This is a genomic window from Streptomyces sp. S4.7 (assembly GCF_010384365.1).
Lineage (GTDB): Bacteria > Actinomycetota > Actinomycetes > Streptomycetales > Streptomycetaceae > Streptomyces.
On record NZ_CP048397.1, the window covers coordinates 2389048 to 2405514 of the forward strand.

The 16467-nt window shown below is 71.2% G+C and carries 13 protein-coding genes; 4 read left to right on the top strand and 9 right to left on the bottom strand.

The window, feature by feature from the left end; genetic code table 11:
• Window positions 1–70: 70 nt before the first annotated feature.
• On the bottom strand, window positions 71–1360 hold the full coding sequence (locus SSPS47_RS10470; protein WP_164250488.1) for a damage-control phosphatase ARMT1 family protein: 1290 nt from the start codon (window positions 1358–1360) through the stop codon (window positions 71–73).
• A gap of 179 nt (window positions 1361–1539) precedes the next feature.
• Between SSPS47_RS10470 and SSPS47_RS10475 the strand changes: the two genes are divergently transcribed.
• A complete protein-coding gene (locus SSPS47_RS10475) occupies window positions 1540–2364 on the top strand; it encodes a class I SAM-dependent methyltransferase family protein (protein WP_164250491.1) in 825 nt (274 codons plus the stop codon).
• Here the strand turns inward: SSPS47_RS10475 and SSPS47_RS10480 are convergent.
• Window positions 2345–2809: an anthrone oxygenase family protein gene (locus SSPS47_RS10480; protein ID WP_164250493.1), complete on the bottom strand. Its 465-nt coding sequence runs from the start codon at window positions 2807–2809 to the stop codon at window positions 2345–2347. The two genes, SSPS47_RS10475 and SSPS47_RS10480, sit on opposite strands and share 20 nt — an antisense overlap.
• Before the next feature lie 156 nt (window positions 2810–2965).
• Window positions 2966–4558, bottom strand: a complete 1593-nt coding sequence (locus SSPS47_RS10485; RefSeq protein WP_164250495.1) for a von Willebrand factor type A domain-containing protein — start codon at window positions 4556–4558, stop codon at window positions 2966–2968.
• Window positions 4559–4928: 370 nt separating this feature from the next.
• Between SSPS47_RS10485 and SSPS47_RS10490 the strand changes: the two genes are divergently transcribed.
• The gene (locus SSPS47_RS10490; protein ID WP_239064839.1) at window positions 4929–5726 is read left to right on the top strand and encodes a DNA-binding response regulator; all 798 of its coding nucleotides are present in this window, start codon (window positions 4929–4931) and stop codon (window positions 5724–5726) included.
• A gap of 53 nt (window positions 5727–5779) precedes the next feature.
• On the opposite strand, the gene SSPS47_RS10495 is transcribed toward SSPS47_RS10490, so the two are convergent.
• Window positions 5780–6655 (bottom strand): ABC transporter permease, encoded by an 876-nt coding sequence (locus SSPS47_RS10495; protein ID WP_147875352.1) that lies wholly within the window; start codon window positions 6653–6655, stop codon window positions 5780–5782.
• Entirely contained in the window at window positions 6652–9294 is a 2643-nt protein-coding gene (locus tag SSPS47_RS10500; protein ID WP_164250496.1) for an alpha/beta fold hydrolase, read from the bottom strand. Before SSPS47_RS10500 ends, SSPS47_RS10495 begins: the two co-directional genes overlap by 4 nt.
• Before the next feature lie 159 nt (window positions 9295–9453).
• Here SSPS47_RS10500 and SSPS47_RS10505 point away from each other — a divergent pair, with 159 nt between their 5' ends.
• The gene (locus SSPS47_RS10505) at window positions 9454–9870 is read left to right on the top strand and encodes a GNAT family N-acetyltransferase (RefSeq protein WP_164254499.1); all 417 of its coding nucleotides are present in this window, start codon (window positions 9454–9456) and stop codon (window positions 9868–9870) included.
• A 7-nt stretch (window positions 9871–9877) separates the two neighbouring features.
• Here the strand turns inward: SSPS47_RS10505 and SSPS47_RS10510 are convergent, their stop codons facing one another.
• Window positions 9878–10729 carry a class I SAM-dependent methyltransferase gene (locus SSPS47_RS10510; RefSeq protein WP_343234872.1) on the bottom strand — a complete coding sequence of 284 codons (852 nt, stop codon included), beginning with the start codon at window positions 10727–10729 and terminating at the stop codon, window positions 9878–9880.
• Window positions 10730–10988: 259 nt separating this feature from the next.
• On the opposite strand from SSPS47_RS10510, the gene SSPS47_RS10515 reads away from it, so the two are divergent.
• Complete coding sequence (locus SSPS47_RS10515; protein ID WP_164250499.1) at window positions 10989–11924, top strand: aldo/keto reductase; 936 nt, start codon at window positions 10989–10991, stop codon at window positions 11922–11924.
• A 95-nt stretch (window positions 11925–12019) separates the two neighbouring features.
• On the opposite strand, the gene mmsA is transcribed toward SSPS47_RS10515, so the two are convergent.
• Genes mmsA through iolB form a run of 3 tightly spaced genes read right to left on the bottom strand, consistent with a single transcriptional unit; the run spans window position 12020 to window position 16437 of the window.
• Window positions 12020–13519, bottom strand: coding sequence for a CoA-acylating methylmalonate-semialdehyde dehydrogenase (gene mmsA / locus SSPS47_RS10520; RefSeq protein WP_164250507.1), 1500 nt, complete (start codon window positions 13517–13519; stop codon window positions 12020–12022).
• Window positions 13520–13573: 54 nt separating this feature from the next.
• Window positions 13574–15460 (bottom strand): 3D-(3,5/4)-trihydroxycyclohexane-1,2-dione acylhydrolase (decyclizing), encoded by a 1887-nt coding sequence (gene iolD, locus SSPS47_RS10525; protein WP_164250509.1) that lies wholly within the window; start codon window positions 15458–15460, stop codon window positions 13574–13576.
• A complete protein-coding gene (iolB, locus tag SSPS47_RS10530) occupies window positions 15457–16437 on the bottom strand; it encodes a 5-deoxy-glucuronate isomerase (protein ID WP_164250511.1) in 981 nt (326 codons plus the stop codon). The genes iolD and iolB overlap by 4 nt, the downstream gene beginning before the upstream one ends.
• Window positions 16438–16467 lie beyond the last annotated feature (30 nt).

Consider the following 16467-nt stretch of genomic DNA (forward strand, 5'->3'; position numbering starts at 1 on the left):
GCTGGGGCGTGTCCGGAATGTAGCGCCGTCCGCCCGCAGGGCGGGCCAGGCGGGACTTTCCGGACACGACCTAGGGCCTTACCTGGATGAGCGCGTGCGTTCCGCTCGTACGCCATGCCTGGTTCGCGCCGTCCCCCGCGCCCCCGCTCGCGTCCGCGTCCTCCAGCCGCGCCACGGTGCGCGGGGCGAGGCCGACGATCACATCGGACTTCAGGGTACGCAAGGCGGCCACCGGCCCCGGGAAGTACGCCGTGCGCTCGGCGAACGGTGTGGTGGGCGCCCAGAGCCGGTCACCCACGAGACGGCGGTAGTTGAGGTCGCCCTTCACGATCGTCAGGGCCGCGCCCGCGAACTCCCCCCGCAGATCGGCCGGCATCTCGCCGTAGGGGAACGGTGCGCAGTAGAAGGCGTGCGCGCGCACGGCGAGCCGCCCGTCGCCCATCGCGGCCCAGAGCCGCTCTCCGGCCCCGCCCGCGCTGCCGGACGCCTGGGCGAGACGGCGCACGCAGTCGACGGCGTCGGCCGTGGTGGCGTCGGAGACGTAGTACGGATACGGCTTCACGTGCAGGACCACTTCGTCCGCGTGCTCCGTGGTGAGGAGGTGGTCGATGAGGACGAGGTCGGGGATCAGCTCGCGGCCCGCGTTGTCCGCGATGACGTGGACGGTCCGCACGGCGCCGGGCGAGCGGCCGGCCGGCAGCAGCGCCCACAGCGCGTCGCTGTCGTCCGCGACGAGGGGCGGCGGGTCCTCGACGGCGGAGGCACCGGACGAGCCCCCGACGGCTTCGTCGCCGGCGTCCGCGTCGGAGGTGCCGGGCCTGGCCGCCGTCCGCGCTCCGTCCGGCGATCCGACGGCGAAGCCGAGGTCCGCGCGGTTCCCCCAGAGCGAGCCCTGGACGTAGGCGGCGGCCCGCTCGCCCACCGGCCGTCGGGCGAGCGCGTCGAGCGCCGCGAGTTCGTCGTCGACGAGCCAGCCGCGCAACTCGGCCTCTTTGAAGGGCGCGAACGGGTCGATGCCCTGCCACGGCCCCGGAGCGAAGTAGCCGGTCGCTCCGAGGAGCCGGCGGTAGAAGTAGCTCTCGGACCAGAGGAACGGCACGTCGAACCATGAGCGGCCGACGTACTCGCCGCCCCACGCGTCCCACTGGTCACGATCGTGCGCGTCCGGACCCAGCGGTTCGATCACACCCTCCGTACAGGAGGCGAGCAGCGCGTCGAGCGCCCGGTGCCGTTCCGGGGGCCACGGGAAGGCGTCCCGTACCTGCTGGATGAGGGCGGGATGGCGTTCGGCCAGCACGCTCCGCGCGAACGAACCGGGCACGCTGCTCACGATCACGGGCGCGTCATCCACTTCAGGCACGGCTTCCCTGTCCTCCGGAGCTGGTCGGTGTCCGTCGCACCGTACCCCCACGATTCCGCCCGCCCGGCGTGCCGGTGTGCCGGGGCGGCTTCGGCGGAGGTGTACGCAGAACTACTCACGCGCCGTCCGAGTAGCCGCGCGGATACCGAGGTCCGCGCTTGGGGCCGACGCTGATGCGCATGACGAAGAACAGGACGAGGACGAAGTGGTGGAAGCGCGCTCAGTGGGCGGCCATGCGCGCCCTGCTCGGCACCGTGGGCCGAGCGAGCGCCGGGATCCGGATCGGATTCCGGCACGGCTTCGACAGCGGATCGATGCTGGACTACGTGTACGTCAACAAGGCCGGCGGCTTCCCGGTCGTCGGACACCTCATCGACCGCGTGTATCTGAACGCGGTCGGGTGGCGGGCCATCCGCGCCCGTCGCGAACTGCTCAAAAACGTACTCCGTGAGGAGATCGCGGGACGCGGCGGCACCGGGGCCCAGGGCGGTCTGCGCGTACTGGACGTGGCGTCGGGCCCCGGACGGTACCTCCAGGACCTGCTCGCGGAGTACGAGCCCGGCACCCTCCACGTCGAGTGCCGCGACCTTGACCGCGCGGGTCTCGCGCAGGGCGGGCGTCAGGCGGCCGAGCGTGGGCTGACGGGGATCTCATACGCGTACGGGGACGCCCTCGACCCGGCCCCCGCCGCTCCCGCGCCCGACATCGTCGTCGTGTCGGGGCTCTACGAACTCCTGCTGGACGACGCCGTCATCGCCGCGTCGGTCGCGCGGCTGCGCGGCATGCTCGCGCCCGGCGGGGTGCTGGTCTTCACGACACAGACCCGCCACCCTCAGTTGGAGTTCATCGCGAACGTGCTGCCGAACCGCGAAGGCGTCCTGTGGGAGATGAAGTGCCGTCCCGTGGAGGTGGCCGAACAGTGGGCCGCTCAGGCGGGGTTCGCCGGGGTCGCGAGCCGGCGGGAATCCGTGGGGCTGTTCACCGTCACGACAGCGAGGCGCTGACGATCAGCGCGAACCCCCCGACGGCGAAGGCCGTGCGGACGGCGTGGAAGCGGTTCCAGCGGCCCTCGAAGGCCGCGCGGACCGCGCTGTCGGGGGTGGCGGCCGCGGACGACGCGAGAGCGTTGTTGAGCGGAATGTTGCCCGCGACGGTGACGAGGTGGTTGACCACCACGCAGATCAGGCCGGCCAGCAGCAGCCACCACTGGGTGTCGGACCGGTCGTCGACGGGGACGGCGAGCGCGGCGACCGGGAAGGCCACTTCGGCGAGGAACAGGAGCAGGAACAGCCCGCGCGGGACCTCCTCGTTGATCCGGCGCATGGCCACCACGAACTCCCCGTCCGTGAGCCGCGCCAGAGCGGGCATGATCCCGGTCAGGAAGATGAGCATCATGCCGGCGTACAGACCGGTGGAGATGACAGCGAGAGCGAGCAGGACAGTGGCCATGCCGCACATCATGTCCCGTGGAGGAGGGCGGCGCAGCACTGTTTCGCCCATGGGCCGGCAGCCCGCCGCCGCGCCGCCCCCACCGCTTGTGAAGTGTCACGGGACCGGCCACGAACGGGCACGGCCGGCCCCGGATCAGCCCGCCTCGGTCCCGGTTCAGTCCCGGAGGCGGCCGGCCTGATCGATCGCCTCCGCCAGTTCCTTCACCGAGCCGTCCTCCGTGGAATCCGCCAACGTACGTGCCCGCTCCTCCAGTTCGCCGAGACCGGGAGCGCCGGGCAGGGTGCCGTCGATCGTCGATCCGCCGCGCAGGGCCTCGGCGAAGTACGCGGCGACAGCGGTGACCTGGAGCCGCGGCTTCGCCTCGCCCCAGAGCCGTGAGTCGATCGCGCCCGCGCCGACCGAGCCCGACCGCTCGCGCGGCGACCGGGTCCCGGGATCCAGCCAGCGCACCGTCGCCCTCGCCACCTCGCCGCTCGCGCCGGGCCGCAGCCTGACGGCGTACAGCGCCGTCACCGTGTGCCCCGGCCCGACCTCGCCGCCGTCGACCCGGTCGTCACGGAAGTCCTCGTCCGCGACGGCCCTGTTCTCGTAGCCGATCAGCCGGAACCGTTCGACCGTGTCGCTGTCGAACGCCACCTGCGCCTTGGCGTCCCTGGCGCGCAGTTCGACGTTCATGGGGAGCTGGTCGACGAAGACCTTCCTGGCCTGTTCCCTGTCGGAGACGTACGTCGTGTGTCCGTCGCCCTTGTCGGCCAGCCGTTCCATCAGGGCGTCGCCGTAGTCGCTTCCGACGCCCACGCCGAACAGGGTGATGCCGTGCTCGCTGCGCGCGCCCGCGATGCGTTCGAGGATCGCGTCCGCCTGCGTCTCGCCGGTGTTGGCCAGCGCGTCCGACAGCAGGACGACCCGGTTGGTCGCGCCGCTCCTGCGGCCGTCGACGGCTTCGTCGTAGCCCGTCTCGACGCCCGCCCCGACATTGGTCGAGTCGGAGGGTTCCAGCTCCTCGATCACGTCGTGGATCCGGTCGCGGCTGTCGCCGACGCGGGTCATCGGCAGCCGGGTCTCGGCCTCCGCGCTGAAGGTGACCAGGGCGATCGAGTCGTCGCCGCGCAGCTCGTCCGTAAGGATTCCGAGTGATTCCTTGACGAGGTCGAGGCGGCCGGGCTCGGCCATGGAGCCGGAGGTGTCGATCACGAACGTGAGCGCGGCAGGCGGGCGTTCACCCGCGTGGTCGGCCTGACGGGTGGCGAGTCCGACGCGCAGGAGGGACCAGTCGTCGTCCCCGCCCGGCGCCGCCGCGCCGTCCACCGTGACGGAGAAGCCGTCTCCCTCGGGCCGTTCGTAGTCCTGGCGGAAGCTGTTGACGAACTCCTCGGGCCGTACGGTGCCGGGGTCCGGCAGCCGCCCTTCGTCGAGGGTGCGGAGCGCGTAGCCGTAGGAGGCGGTGTCCACGTCCAGTGCGAAGGTCGACAGATAGTCCGGTTCCGGTGCGAGGTCCCGCCCCTTGTCGTCCTGTTTCTGTTCGCCCTCCCGCCGTCCCTCGTCCTGCTCGACGCCGTCGGCCGGCCCCGCCGATCCCGAGCCCCCGGTGGATCCCGAACCGCTGCCGGGGGCACTTCCACCGGCCGGCCTGTCGGCCGCCTTGCTCGCGTCCTGCCGGTTGTCGCCGGAGCAGCCGGTGAGCAGCAGGCCGCCCGCCAGCAACGCGACCACCGCACTCCGGCATGCCCTTGTGTCGAGCTTCATCACGGTCCCCCTGGAATCGTCAGCACTTGTGAATGTGACGTCCGAGTCGCCCGGGAGGACCGGCACAGAAGGTTGCGGATGAATCTCGATGCGGCAACGGGCCAGGGGAGTTGTCCGCCACCGGCCCGCTGTTCACGCCGCCTTCGCGCGAACTCGTACGCACAGTGGCGCCGTTGATGCGTGGATCAACTCCTTTGGCATGGAGTCGCCACTCTCTGAACTGGCACTTGTCACAGTGTGCAGTCTCATGAGTACATTGAGTGGCGTACGGCTCCGAGGGGATGGCGGGGGTGGTCAGCCGTGGCACAGGTTCCGGGGTCTGTACTCAACAGGTCTGCCCTGCCGAGAAGCGCACTGCGGGGGGGAGGCGGTGGAGAGTCTCCGACCTGCCGGCCGGGCGGTCCGCGGTACCCATCAGGTGGCCGCCGCGCTGGCCGCGCTCGTCCGTTCCGCGCGTCACGAACTGCTGACGTTCGACGATCCGGGCCGTTCTCTCGGGAAGGGCCTGCCGTTGCCGTTCCTGGAGTTCGCCACCGCGTGCGTCCGCGCCGCCGCGGAACGGGCGGGCCCGGAGGCGCGTCCCGGGACGGGAGACGGCGCACGTGACAACACGGAAGCCGGCGCGGGGTCCGACGCCGGGACCGCTCCCCTGCCCGCCCACCCGCTCACGGTCCGCCGGATCGTGCCGCGTCAGGGCCTGGCGGGCCTGCCGCACACGCTGCGGGCTCTCGCCCGTGGTGCACGGCAGACGGAGACGATCCCGTTCAAGATGGTCCTCGTGGACCGTACGACGGCCGCGCTCCCCCTCGATCTGGATCTCCACTTCAACGGGGTGCTGCTGATCAGGGACCCGGTGGTCGTCGGGGCCCTGGTCCGTATCCATCAGCACTGGTGGGACCACGGCGAGGAGCTGACCGTGCGTCCGGACCCGGCGGCGGGCCCGGCACCGGCCGACGCGGAGGCCGGCACCGGTGCCGCCGCCCTTCCCCGTCAGTTACGGCCCGTGCTCGATGCCATGTTGTGCGGGCTCACCGACGAGGCGGCGGCGGCACGGCTCGGCATGTCGCCCCGCACCTACAGCAGACGCGTCGGTGAGCTGCTCACCGCCCTCGGCACGACGAGCCGCTTCCGTGCGGGGGCGGAAGCGGCTCGTCGGGGCTGGGTGTGAACGCGCCGCGCGGGCCGGCCCACGGCATCGGGCCGGCCGGTCGACAGGCCCGCTCAGCTCACGATGTCCTTCCGGGAGAAGTTCCTGAAGGCGAGCGCGAACAGCACCAGGGCGTACGTCACCGAGACCGCCGAGCCCTTCAGCATGCCGCTCCACTCCAACTGCGGCTGGAGCGCGTCCGCCCAGGCGAACTGCCAGTGCGCGGGCAGGAAGTCCCGCCAGGTCCCCAGCGCCGTCACCTGGTCCAGGACGTTGCCGATGATCGTCAGTCCGACCGCGCCGCCGACCGCGCCGAGCGGGGCGTCGGTCTTCGTGGAGAGCCAGAAGGCGAGGCCCGCCGTGACCAGTTGGGAGACGAAGATGAAGCCGACCACGAGCGCGAGCCGGGGCACGGTGTCGGCCGTGCCCAGCGACCCTCCGGTGGGCAGTTCCAGCGCCCCCCAGCCATAGGCGGCCGTGCCCGCCGCCAGCGCGACGACCGGCAGCAGCACCATCGCCGCCAGGCTCATGGAGAGCGCCACCGCCAGCTTGCTCCACAGCAGGCGGGCGCGGGGCACCGGCGCGGCGAGCAGATAGCGCAGCGAGGACCAGCTCGCCTCGGAGGCCACGGTGTCCCCGCAGAACAGCGCGACGGGGACGACCAGCAGGAAGCCCGCCGAGACGAAGAGGCAGGTGGCGGCGAAGTTGGCGCCGGAGGCGGTCGCGGTGTCCATCAGGTTCAGCCGGCTGCCGCCCCCGCCGCCGCCGTCCTCGTCGGCTCCCGGTGTCCCGCCGATGGCGAAGGCCACGATCAGCACGAAGGGCAGGACGGCCAGGATCCCGCCCATCGCCATCGTGCGCCTGCGCTTGAGCTGTCGTACGAGCTCGACGCGGAACGGGAGGGTGCGGCCCGCCCGGTAGCCCGGAGCCGATTCGGTGAGCGCGCTCATGCGGAGGCTCCTGAGATGAGGGTGAGGAAGGCGTCCTCCAGGCGGCGGTGCGGTCCGACGCCGGTGAGCGTCACGTCCATCCGGATCAGCTCGGTGACGAGGGTGTTGGTACCGGCCCCGTCGAGCCGTACGAGCAGCCCCTCGTCCGTACGGATCGCGGATCCGATCCCGGGCATCGCGGCGATCTTGTCCAGGACAGGTTCGGGCACCTGTCCGGCCGTGGTGACGAGCACGGTGTCACCGGATCCGGTGATCTCGGCGACCGGACCGGCCTGGACGAGCCGGCCCCGGTCCATGACGACCAGGTGCGTACAGGTCTGTTCGACCTCGGAGAGGAGGTGGCTGGAGACGATGACGGTCCGGCCTTCGGCCGCGTAACGGATCATCACGTCACGCATCTCGCGGATCTGCGGCGGGTCGAGGCCGTTGGTCGGCTCGTCCAGGATGAGGAGGTCCGGCAGGCCGAGCATGGCCTGGGCTATGGCGAGGCGCTGACGCATGCCCTGCGAGTAGGTGCGCACCGCGCGGGCGAGGACGTCGCCGAGTCCGGCGATCTCCAGGGCCTGTTCGATGTGCGAGTCCTCGGCGGGGCGGCCGGTGGCCCGCCAGTACAGCTCCAGGTTGTCTTGTCCGGACAGGTGCGGCAGGAAGCCCGCGCCTTCTACGAAGGATCCGACGTGGGACAGCACGGGTGCGCCCGGCCTGATGGCGTGCCCGAAGACCCGGATGTCTCCGGCGTCAGGGGTGATGAGTCCCATCAGCATGCGCAGGGTCGTGGTCTTGCCCGCGCCGTTCGGGCCGAGGAGCCCGAGCACCTGCCCCTTCTCGACGCGGAAGGACAGGTCCCGCACGGCGTAGCGGTCGGCGGACTTGGCATAGCGCTTCGACAGGTCCGTGATCTGGAGGGGTACGTCGGCGAGTTCCGGGTCGGGCGCCGGCGCGCTGACCCTGCGGCGTGCGGTGAGCAGCAGTGCGGCGGCGATCAGCGCACCACCCAGCGGCAGGCCCCAGACCCACCAGGCGAGGGTGGGCGCCGCGGTGCTGAGGGCGGGCGCGGTGGGTACGGAGAGGTCGCCGTCCACGGTGACGGTGTAGGTGGCCGGGGTGGCGGGTGAGGCGTAGGCGAGGTCGGTCGCGGCGAGGACGACGCGCAGCCGGTGCCCCGCCTCCACCTTGTGGTCGATGGCCGGCAGGGTCAGTTCGACGGTCTTGCCACCGCCCGCCTCGACTCCCTCGACCCGTACGGGGGAGACGAGTTGTGAGGGCAGCACCTGCTGGCGGCCGTCGGGGCTCACGTCGTAGACCTTGCCGAAGAGGACGGCGTCGGCGCTGTCCGCCTTGACGGTGACCCGCACGGTCGGTGAGCCCGTCACCTGGAGGGATGTGTCGAGCGGCCGGGAGTCGAAGCGCGCGTACTGGCCGGGGAAGTCGAGGGCGAGGCCCATGCCGAACGAGGACAGCTGGGACAGCCCGCCGCCGACGCCCGGGACGGTGGAGATGGCGGGCGGACTCGCACCGGCGGGGTTGTCGAACGACTGCTCCCGCCCGGTGAGCGGAATGTTCGCTGTCCCGCTCCGCAGTCCGGGGTAGCTGTCGCTGGTCGCGCCCCGCAGCAGGGCCCGGCCGTCGGTGGAGTCGACGCCGCCGGTCCGGCTGACGCGGAACGCGGGCCCGGTGTCGACGCCCGCGTCCTTCTTGAGGTAGTGGTCGAACCAGGAGTTGATACGGCTCTCGACCCGGCCGGTCTCGGCGTTCCCGCCATCGTGACCGCCGGCCATCCAGTCGACGGCGACAGGTGCGCCGTTGGCCTTGATCGTCTTCGCCATGGCGTCGGACTGGCCGAGCGGGAAGAGCGAGTCGGTCTGGCCCTGGATGATCAGCGAGGGGACCTTGATGCGGTCGCCGACCGCGGACGGGCTGCGCTCCGCGAGGAGTTGCCTGGCCGCCGCGTCGGGCTTCCCGGCGACGGCGACCCGGTCGTACATCTCGCAGAGCTGCTTCTCGAAGGTGTCGCAGCCGCCGCCGGTGGAGAAGAAGATCCCGGCCCAGAGCTTCTTGAAGACGCCGTCGGGGAAGAGGGAGTCGGCGAGATTCCAGTAGGTGATCACGGGGGCGATCGCGTCGACGCGCGGGTCATGGCCCGCGCCGAGCAGCGAGATGGCTCCTCCGTAGGAGGCGCCGCTCATACCGACGCGTGGGTCGCCGTCGCCGTCGAGTTCGACCTCGGGGCGCTCGGCGAGCCAGTCGATCATCCGGGAGACGTCTTTGACCTCGTAGGCCGGGTCGTTGAGACCGATGGTGCCGGTGGACTCTCCGAACCCTCGTGCCGACCAGGTCAGTACGGCGTACCCGTCGCGCGCGAGCTTCTCGGCCTGGGCCCGTACGTCGTTCTTGCTGCCGCCGAAGCCGTGGCCGAGCAGGACCGCGGGCCTGCGGCGGTCGCCGTCGTCGGCGGTGAAGTACGAGGTGTCGATCCGGGCGCCGGGCATCTCCATCGTCTGGTCGTCTCGGTCCACGGTGGGCGCGCTGTCCGAGGCGACGGCTGTCCAGGTGCCGGCGCCGACGAGCACGGCGGCCGCGGCCACGCCCGCGAGCCACCGTTTGCGCAGCCGTGGCCGCCGGGGGGTAGGGATCTCCATGCTTGAACCCTAGACGGCCCCTTGCGCCGCCCGCGCTGACACCGGTCGGAACTCACGGGCCTCCTTGAGGAGTACGGGATAGCGTCGGCGTACACCAGCCGTGGTACGTACGGCGGCCCCGGACGCGACGCGCGAGGAGAGACCAGCGACATGACCGGCATGGAGATCCGCCGGGCGACGACGGTCGGCGAGCTCGTCGCCGGCCGGCATCTGTACGACAGCCCGGCCCGGCCGGAGTGGGCGGAGCGCTTCCTCGCCGCTCCGGGCCATCTGATGCTGATCGCCTACGTCGAAGGCGCACCTGTCGGATTTGTCTCAGGCATCGAGATGCTACATCCGGACAAAGGCGTTGAAATGTTCCTGTACGAGCTGTCGGTGGGCGAGCCGTACCGGCGTCGGGGCATCGGTCGGGCGCTGACCGAGGCGCTCGCGGAGATCGCGCGTGAGCGCGGCTGCTACGACATGTGGGTGGGGGTGGACACCGACAACGACCCGGCACTGGCGACGTACCGCGCGGCCGGGGCACGTGAGGAGGGCCACTTCGCCATGCTGACCTGGGAGTTCTCCACCCCCTAGGGGGCGTTCACGGGCGTTCGGCTGTGACGAGCCACAGGCGGCTGGTCAGCCGTACGCCCTGCCGGGTCTCGAAGGCGTGGAACGCCTCCGTGGCGGCGTCGTGGGCGCGCGCACGGGTCCGCTCATCGGCGTCCGCGAGAGCCAGCCAGTGCTGCAGGGGTCCCCATCCCATCAGGAAGGCGGAGGCGTCCGAGGCGTCCTTGCCCCAGTGCTGGCTCAGGGCGATGGCCCGCAGGCCGATGCCCTTGAATCCCGCCTCGCTCAACACACGCTCGGTGTGCGCGGGGTCCGCGAAGGAGGCGGGCTGGTGCTTGCTGTCCTCGTTGAGGGCGGGGAGCGTGACCTGGGTGCCGATCGCCGCGAAGATCACCGCCTGGTCCATGAGGCTGAACGACTGTGGGCAGACGAAGGCGAGCCGCCCACCGGGCCGTAAAGCGCGTCCGATGTTGCGGAACGCGGCGGCGGGATCGGCGAAGAACATCACTCCGAAGCGGCTCACCGCGATGTCGAAAGCCTCCTCCTCGAAGTCGTGCACCTGTGCGTCGCCCTGCACGAACGTGACGTCCTCGATCCCCTCCGCCACGGCCGACGCTCTGGCCCGCGTCAGCATCGGTAAGGACAGGTCGATCCCGACGGCACGAGCCCCACGGAGAGCGGCGAGCCGCGTCACCCGTCCGTTCCCGCAGCCGATGTCCAGAACCCGGTCACCCTCCTTTATGCCGGCGGCTTCCAGCAGCGGGGCATTGGCAGCGTCGTTCAGATGGTCGTACCGATCCTGGTGTTCCGCCCAGTGCCTGCCCTCGTAGCCGTTCCACGCCTCGGTCTGGGCTGAGTTCACCATGTCCGTCATGCCTTCCATACTGCCGCTCCTCCCGTCTTGGGCCCATAGCATGGCGAGAACTCGACGCGCTCGGCGCGCCTGTGTCACGAAGGGTGTTCGCGCAACGCTCGAATCCGGCGGTCGCGGGGCCGACTCGGGAGTGCCGCACACGGTCGTTCGGCCGGGCCGGGAAGCGTCCGCGACTCGCTGCTCGCCGCCGACGGCCCCTCCGCCGCCTAAAGTGCGGAGCGGCCCGGTGTGTACTGTGCGGGCCCGGCCATCTGGGAGGAATACCGTCGTGAAGACCTTCACCATGCCCGGCACCGACATCCTCGTTCCGAACGTCGTACTCGGTCTGATGCGTATCGCCGACAAGACGGACGACGAAGTCCGCGAACTCGTCCGCACCGCGCGTGACGCCGGCATCGACTTCGTCGACCACGCCGATGTCTACGGCGGCGAACTGCACGGATGTGAACGCCGCTTCGCCGACGCGATGACGCTGAGCCCGTCGCAGCGCGACGAGATCACGATCCAGACCAAGGCGGGCATCGTCACGGACGGGCCGTACTACGACTTCTCCTACGAACACATCGTCAAATCGGTCGAGGGCTCACTCGCTGCCCTGCGGACCGACCGCATCGACATCCTGCTGCTGCACCGCCCCGACGCGCTCGTCGAGCCCGAAGAGGTTGCCCGCGCCTTCGACGAGCTCGAATCCTCGGGCAAGGTGCGCGCCTTCGGTGTCTCGAACCAGACCCCACGTCAGATCGACCTGCTGCGCAGGTACGTGCGCCAGCCCATCGTGGCCAACCAGCTTCAGCTCTCGATCACACACGAGCCGATCATCGCTCAAGGGGTTGCCGCGAACATGCTCGCGGAGCAGCAGGCGGCCACCCTCGACGGCGGAGGCGTCGTCGACTACTGCCGGCTGAACGACATCACCATCCAGGCGTGGTCCCCCTTCCAGGCCGGTTTCTTCACGGGTGTCTTTCTCGACTCGCCGGACTACCCCGAGCTGAACGCCGTCATCGACCGCCTCGCCGGCCGGTACGACGTCCCCGCCGTCGCGATCGCGACTGCCTGGATCACCCGCCACCCCGCTCGGATGCAGGTCGTGCTCGGCACCACCAGCCCGGAGCGCGTCGCGGGCGCCGCCCAAGGCTCCGAACTTCCGCTCACCCGGGCCGAGTGGTACGAACTGTTCCGCGCCGCGGGCCACCTCGTTCCCTGAATCGGCGTCGGGGAGCTGTCCGTCACGTGCGGCGGCCCGCGCGGAATAGGGGTACCGTGCGGGCCGTCGCGGTCTGTGGTGGGTGCCGTCCGGGGTCAGTGGTTGCGGGGGAAGCCCAGGTCCACGCCCGAGGGGACGTCCGCCGGGTCCGGCCAGCGGGTCGTGACGACCTTGCCGCGCGTGTAGAAGTGCACGCCGTCGTTGCCGTAGATGTGGTGGTCGCCGAAGAGCGAGTCCTTCCACCCTCCGAAGGAGTGGTAGCCCACCGGCACCGGGATCGGCACGTTCACGCCGACCATGCCCGCCTCGATCTCCAGTTGGAAGCGGCGGGCCGCGCCGCCGTCGCGGGTGAAGATCGCCGTGCCGTTGCCGAAGGGCGAGGCGTTCATGAGGGCGACGCCCTCTTCGTAGGTCTCCGTGCGCAGCACGCACAGCACCGGGCCGAAGATCTCGTCGCGGTAGGCGTCGGAGTCGGTGGAGACGTGGTCCAGGAGCGACAGGCCGATCCAGTGGCCGTCCTCGTAACCGTCGACGCGCAGACCGGTGCCGTCCAGGACGACTTCGGCGCCCTGAGCGGCGGCGCCCGTCACGTACGACGCGACCTTGTCGCGGTGGGCCGCCGTGATGAGCGGGCCCATCTCGGAGGCGGGGTCGGTGCCGGGGCCGATCTTGATCTTCTCGGCCCGTTCGCGGATCTTGCTCACGAGTTCGTCGCCGATCGCGCCGACCGCGACGACCGCCGAGATCGCCATGCAGCGCTCGCCCGCGGAGCCGTACGCCGCCGAGACGGCCGCGTCCGCCGCCGCGTCCAGGTCCGCGTCCGGCAGGACCAGCATGTGGTTCTTGGCGCCGCCGAGCGCCTGTACGCGCTTGCCGTTGGCCGACGCCGTCGCGTGGATGTGGCGGGCGATCGGTGTGGAGCCGACGAAGGAGACCGCCGCGATGTCCGGGTGGGCCAGGAGGGAGTCGACGGCCACCTTGTCGCCGTGGACGACGTTGAGCACGCCGTCCGGGAGCCCCGCCTCGGCCGCCAGCTCGGCCAGCAGATTCGCCGCCGAGGGGTCCTTCTCGCTCGGCTTCAGTACGAAGGTGTTGCCGCAGGCGACGGCCAGCGGGAACATCCACATCGGCACCATCGCGGGGAAGTTGAACGGTGTGATGCCGGCGACGACGCCCAGCGGCTGCCTGATCGAGGAGACGTCGACCTTGCTGGAGACCTGGGTCGACAGCTCGCCCTTCAGCTGGGTGGTGATCCCGCAGGCCAGCTCGACGATCTCCAGCCCGCGCGCCACCTCGCCGAGTGCGTCGGAGTGGACCTTGCCGTGCTCGGCGGTGATCAGCGCGGCGATCTCGTCACGGTGCGCGTCGAGCAGAGCGCGGTAGCTGAACAGGATGCCGGTGCGCGCGGAGAGGGAGGAGGTGCCCCAGGTGCCGTACGCGGCCTTCGCCGCCGTGACGGCCGCGTCCACCTCCTCCGGCGAGGCGAGCGCCACCCGTGTGGTGACCGCGCCGGTCGCCGGGTCGGTGACCTGGCCCCAGTTGCCGGAGGCGCCCTCGACGGTCTTGCCACCGATCCAGTGGTTGACGGTCTTCATTACGTCTCCTTCGGGTCCATCGGGTCCATCGGCGCGGGCGGCGCCCGGGGGGTGTCAGAGATGGCGGCGGCGGGCTGCGGCTCTCCGGTCGTACTCCTCGCGTGCCGTGACCGCTGACGGCCGGGTCGCCGTCTCGGCCACGGGGACATCCCACCACGCCTGGGCCGGAGGCGCGCCCGACACAGTGTCTGCCGTTTCGGTCTCCGCGTAGACACATGTGGGGACGTCGGACTCACGCGCGGCGGCGAGGGCTTCGCGCAGGTCACGAATGGTTCTGGCCCGGATGACGCGCATCCCGAGCGAGGCCGCGTTGGCTGCGAGGTCGACGGGGAGCGGGTCGCCGGTGTAGGTCGGCGAGCCGACCGTGGCTGCCTCGCGGTAGCGGTACGCCGTACCGAACCGTTCCGCGCCGACGGACTCCGAGAGCCCGCCGATCGACGCGTAGCCGTGGTTCTGGAGGATCACCAGCTTCAGTGGGAGGCGTTCCTGGACGGCGGTGACGATCTCGGTGGGGTTCATCAGATACGTGCCGTCGCCGACGAGCGCCCAGACGGGCCGGCCGGGGGCGGCCAGCATCACACCGATGGCGGCCGGGATCTCGTAACCCATGCACGAGTAGCCGTACTCGACGTGGTAATGGTCGCGGGAGCGGGACCGCCACAGTCTGTGGAGGTCGCCGGGGAGCGATCCGGCCGCGTTGATGACGATGTCGTCGTCGGTGACGAGCGCGTCCAGCAGCCCGAGGACCTGCGGCTGGGTGGGCCGCAGAAGGTCTTCGGAGGTGTCGAACGCGGCGTCGACACGGTGCTCCCAGCGCTCCTTGTCGTCGGCGTACTCGGTGACGTAGGCGGCGTCGGCGCGGTGGTCGGCGAGGGCCGTGGTGAGTTCTTCCAGGGCGGTGCGCGCGTCGGCGACCAGTGGGGCGGCGGCGAGCTTGTGGGCGTCGAAGCCGGTGACGTTGACGTTGAGGAAGCGGACGGACGGGTTCGCGAAGAGCGTCGCCGATGCCGTGGAGAAGTCGGACCAGCGGGTGCCGACGCCGATCACCAGGTCGGCGGTGCGGGCCAGTTCGTCGGCGGTGGCGGTGCCGGTGTGCCCGATGCCGCCGACGTCGGCCGGGTGGTCGTGGCGCAGGGAGCCCTTGCCGGCCTGGGTGGAGGCGACGGGGATGCCGGTCGCCGTCGCGAAGTCGGCCAGCGCGTCCTCGGCCGCGCTGTGGTGGACGCCGCCGCCCGCGACGAGGAGCGGACGGCGGGCGGCGCGGACGGCCTGGACCGCGTCGGCGAGTTCGTACGGGTCGGGGCCCTGCCTGCGGACCCGCCAGACGCGTTCGGCGAAGAACTCCTCCGGCCAGTCGTACGCCTCCGCCTGGACGTCCTGCGGCAGGGCGAGGGTCACCGCGCCCGTCTCGGCGGGGTCGGTGAGCACCCGCATGGCGGCGAGCGCGGCCGGGACGAGCGCCTCGGGCCGCGAGACGCGGTCGAAGTACTTCGACACGGGGCGGAGCGCGTCGTTGACGGAGACGTCGCCCGCGTGGGGCACTTCGAGCTGCTGGAGAACCGGGTCGGCGGGGTGCGTCGCGAAGATGTCGCCGGGGAGCAGCAGCACGGGCAGCCGGTTGATGGTGGCGAGGGCGGCGCCCGTGACGAGGTTGGTGGCGCCGGGGCCGATGGAGGTGGTCACGGCGTGTGTGGAGAGGCGGTTGCTCTGGCGGGCGTAGCCGACGGCGGCGTGCACCATGGCCTGTTCGCTGCGTCCTTGGAAGTACGGCATCTCCGGGCCGGCCTGGACGAGCGCCTGGCCGATGCCTGCCACGTTCCCGTGGCCGAAGATGCCCCAGGTGGCGTCGATCAGCCGGCGGCGGTTGCCGTCGCGTTCGGTGTACTGGCGGGACAGGAAGGCGATCAGTGCCTGGGCCACGGTGAGCCGGCGCGTACTCATCGGAGGGTCTCCTTGTCCTCGTCCTCATAAGGAGGTTGGCTCGGCGGGCCCTGTGAGGGTGTCTGCGACGCGTGCGGCCGGGACGCCTCGTACATCGGCAGCCGGGGGTCGACCGCCTGGTCCGGCCACGTGTCGCGGATCCAGCCGTGGTCGGGGTGGTCGCGGATCAGCCACTGTCTGGTCGCGCCCGGTCCCGCCATCACGTTGAGGTAGTACATGGCGCGGCCGGGTGCGGCGATGGACGGGCCGTGCCAGCCGTCGGGGATCAGGACGCTGTCGCCGGTGCGGACCTCGGCGAGGACGTCGGTGCCGCCGGGCCTGGAGGGCGAGACCCGGTGGTAGCCGAGGCCGCCGTCCTCGATCTCGAAGTAGTAGATCTCCTCCAGCTCGGACTCGACACCGGGGTGGTCCTCGTCGTGCTTGTGCGGCGGGTAGGACGACCAGTTGCCGCCCGGCGTGAGGACTTCGACGGCGATGAGCCGGTCGCAGTCGAAGGTGTCGGCGGCGGCGAAGTTGTTGACCTGGCGGGAGCAGTTGCCGCTGCCCCGCAGTTCGACCGGAACCTCCGGTGCGGAGCCGTAGCGAGCGGGGAGTCGTCGCTCGCACTTCGCTCCTGCCAGGGCGAAGCGGCCCCCCGCACCGGAGGCGATCTGGGCGTGGGCGTCACGCGGAACGTACGCGAAGTCCGTGACGGAGCTGAACACGCTTTCTCTGCCCAGCAGTTCAAAGATCTCGCCTTGCGTGTGCACCGTACAACCGCCGCTGAGGGGAAGCACGATCCATTCGCTGTCCCCGCTGTCCAGCGTGTGCGTACCGCCGGGCGGCAGGTCGAGGACGCGCAGGGCACTGTGCAGCCAGCCGGCCCGCCGCGGCTCGATGTCGAGCGCGTACGGGCCGCTCGCCGCGCTGCCCGCGCGCACGTGCCGTTCCAGGAAGTCACCGTCGGAGCCCGTGTCGGTGTCGGTTTCCGTCGTCATGGTCGTTCCGTATCCCTCCGCACGTCTGCC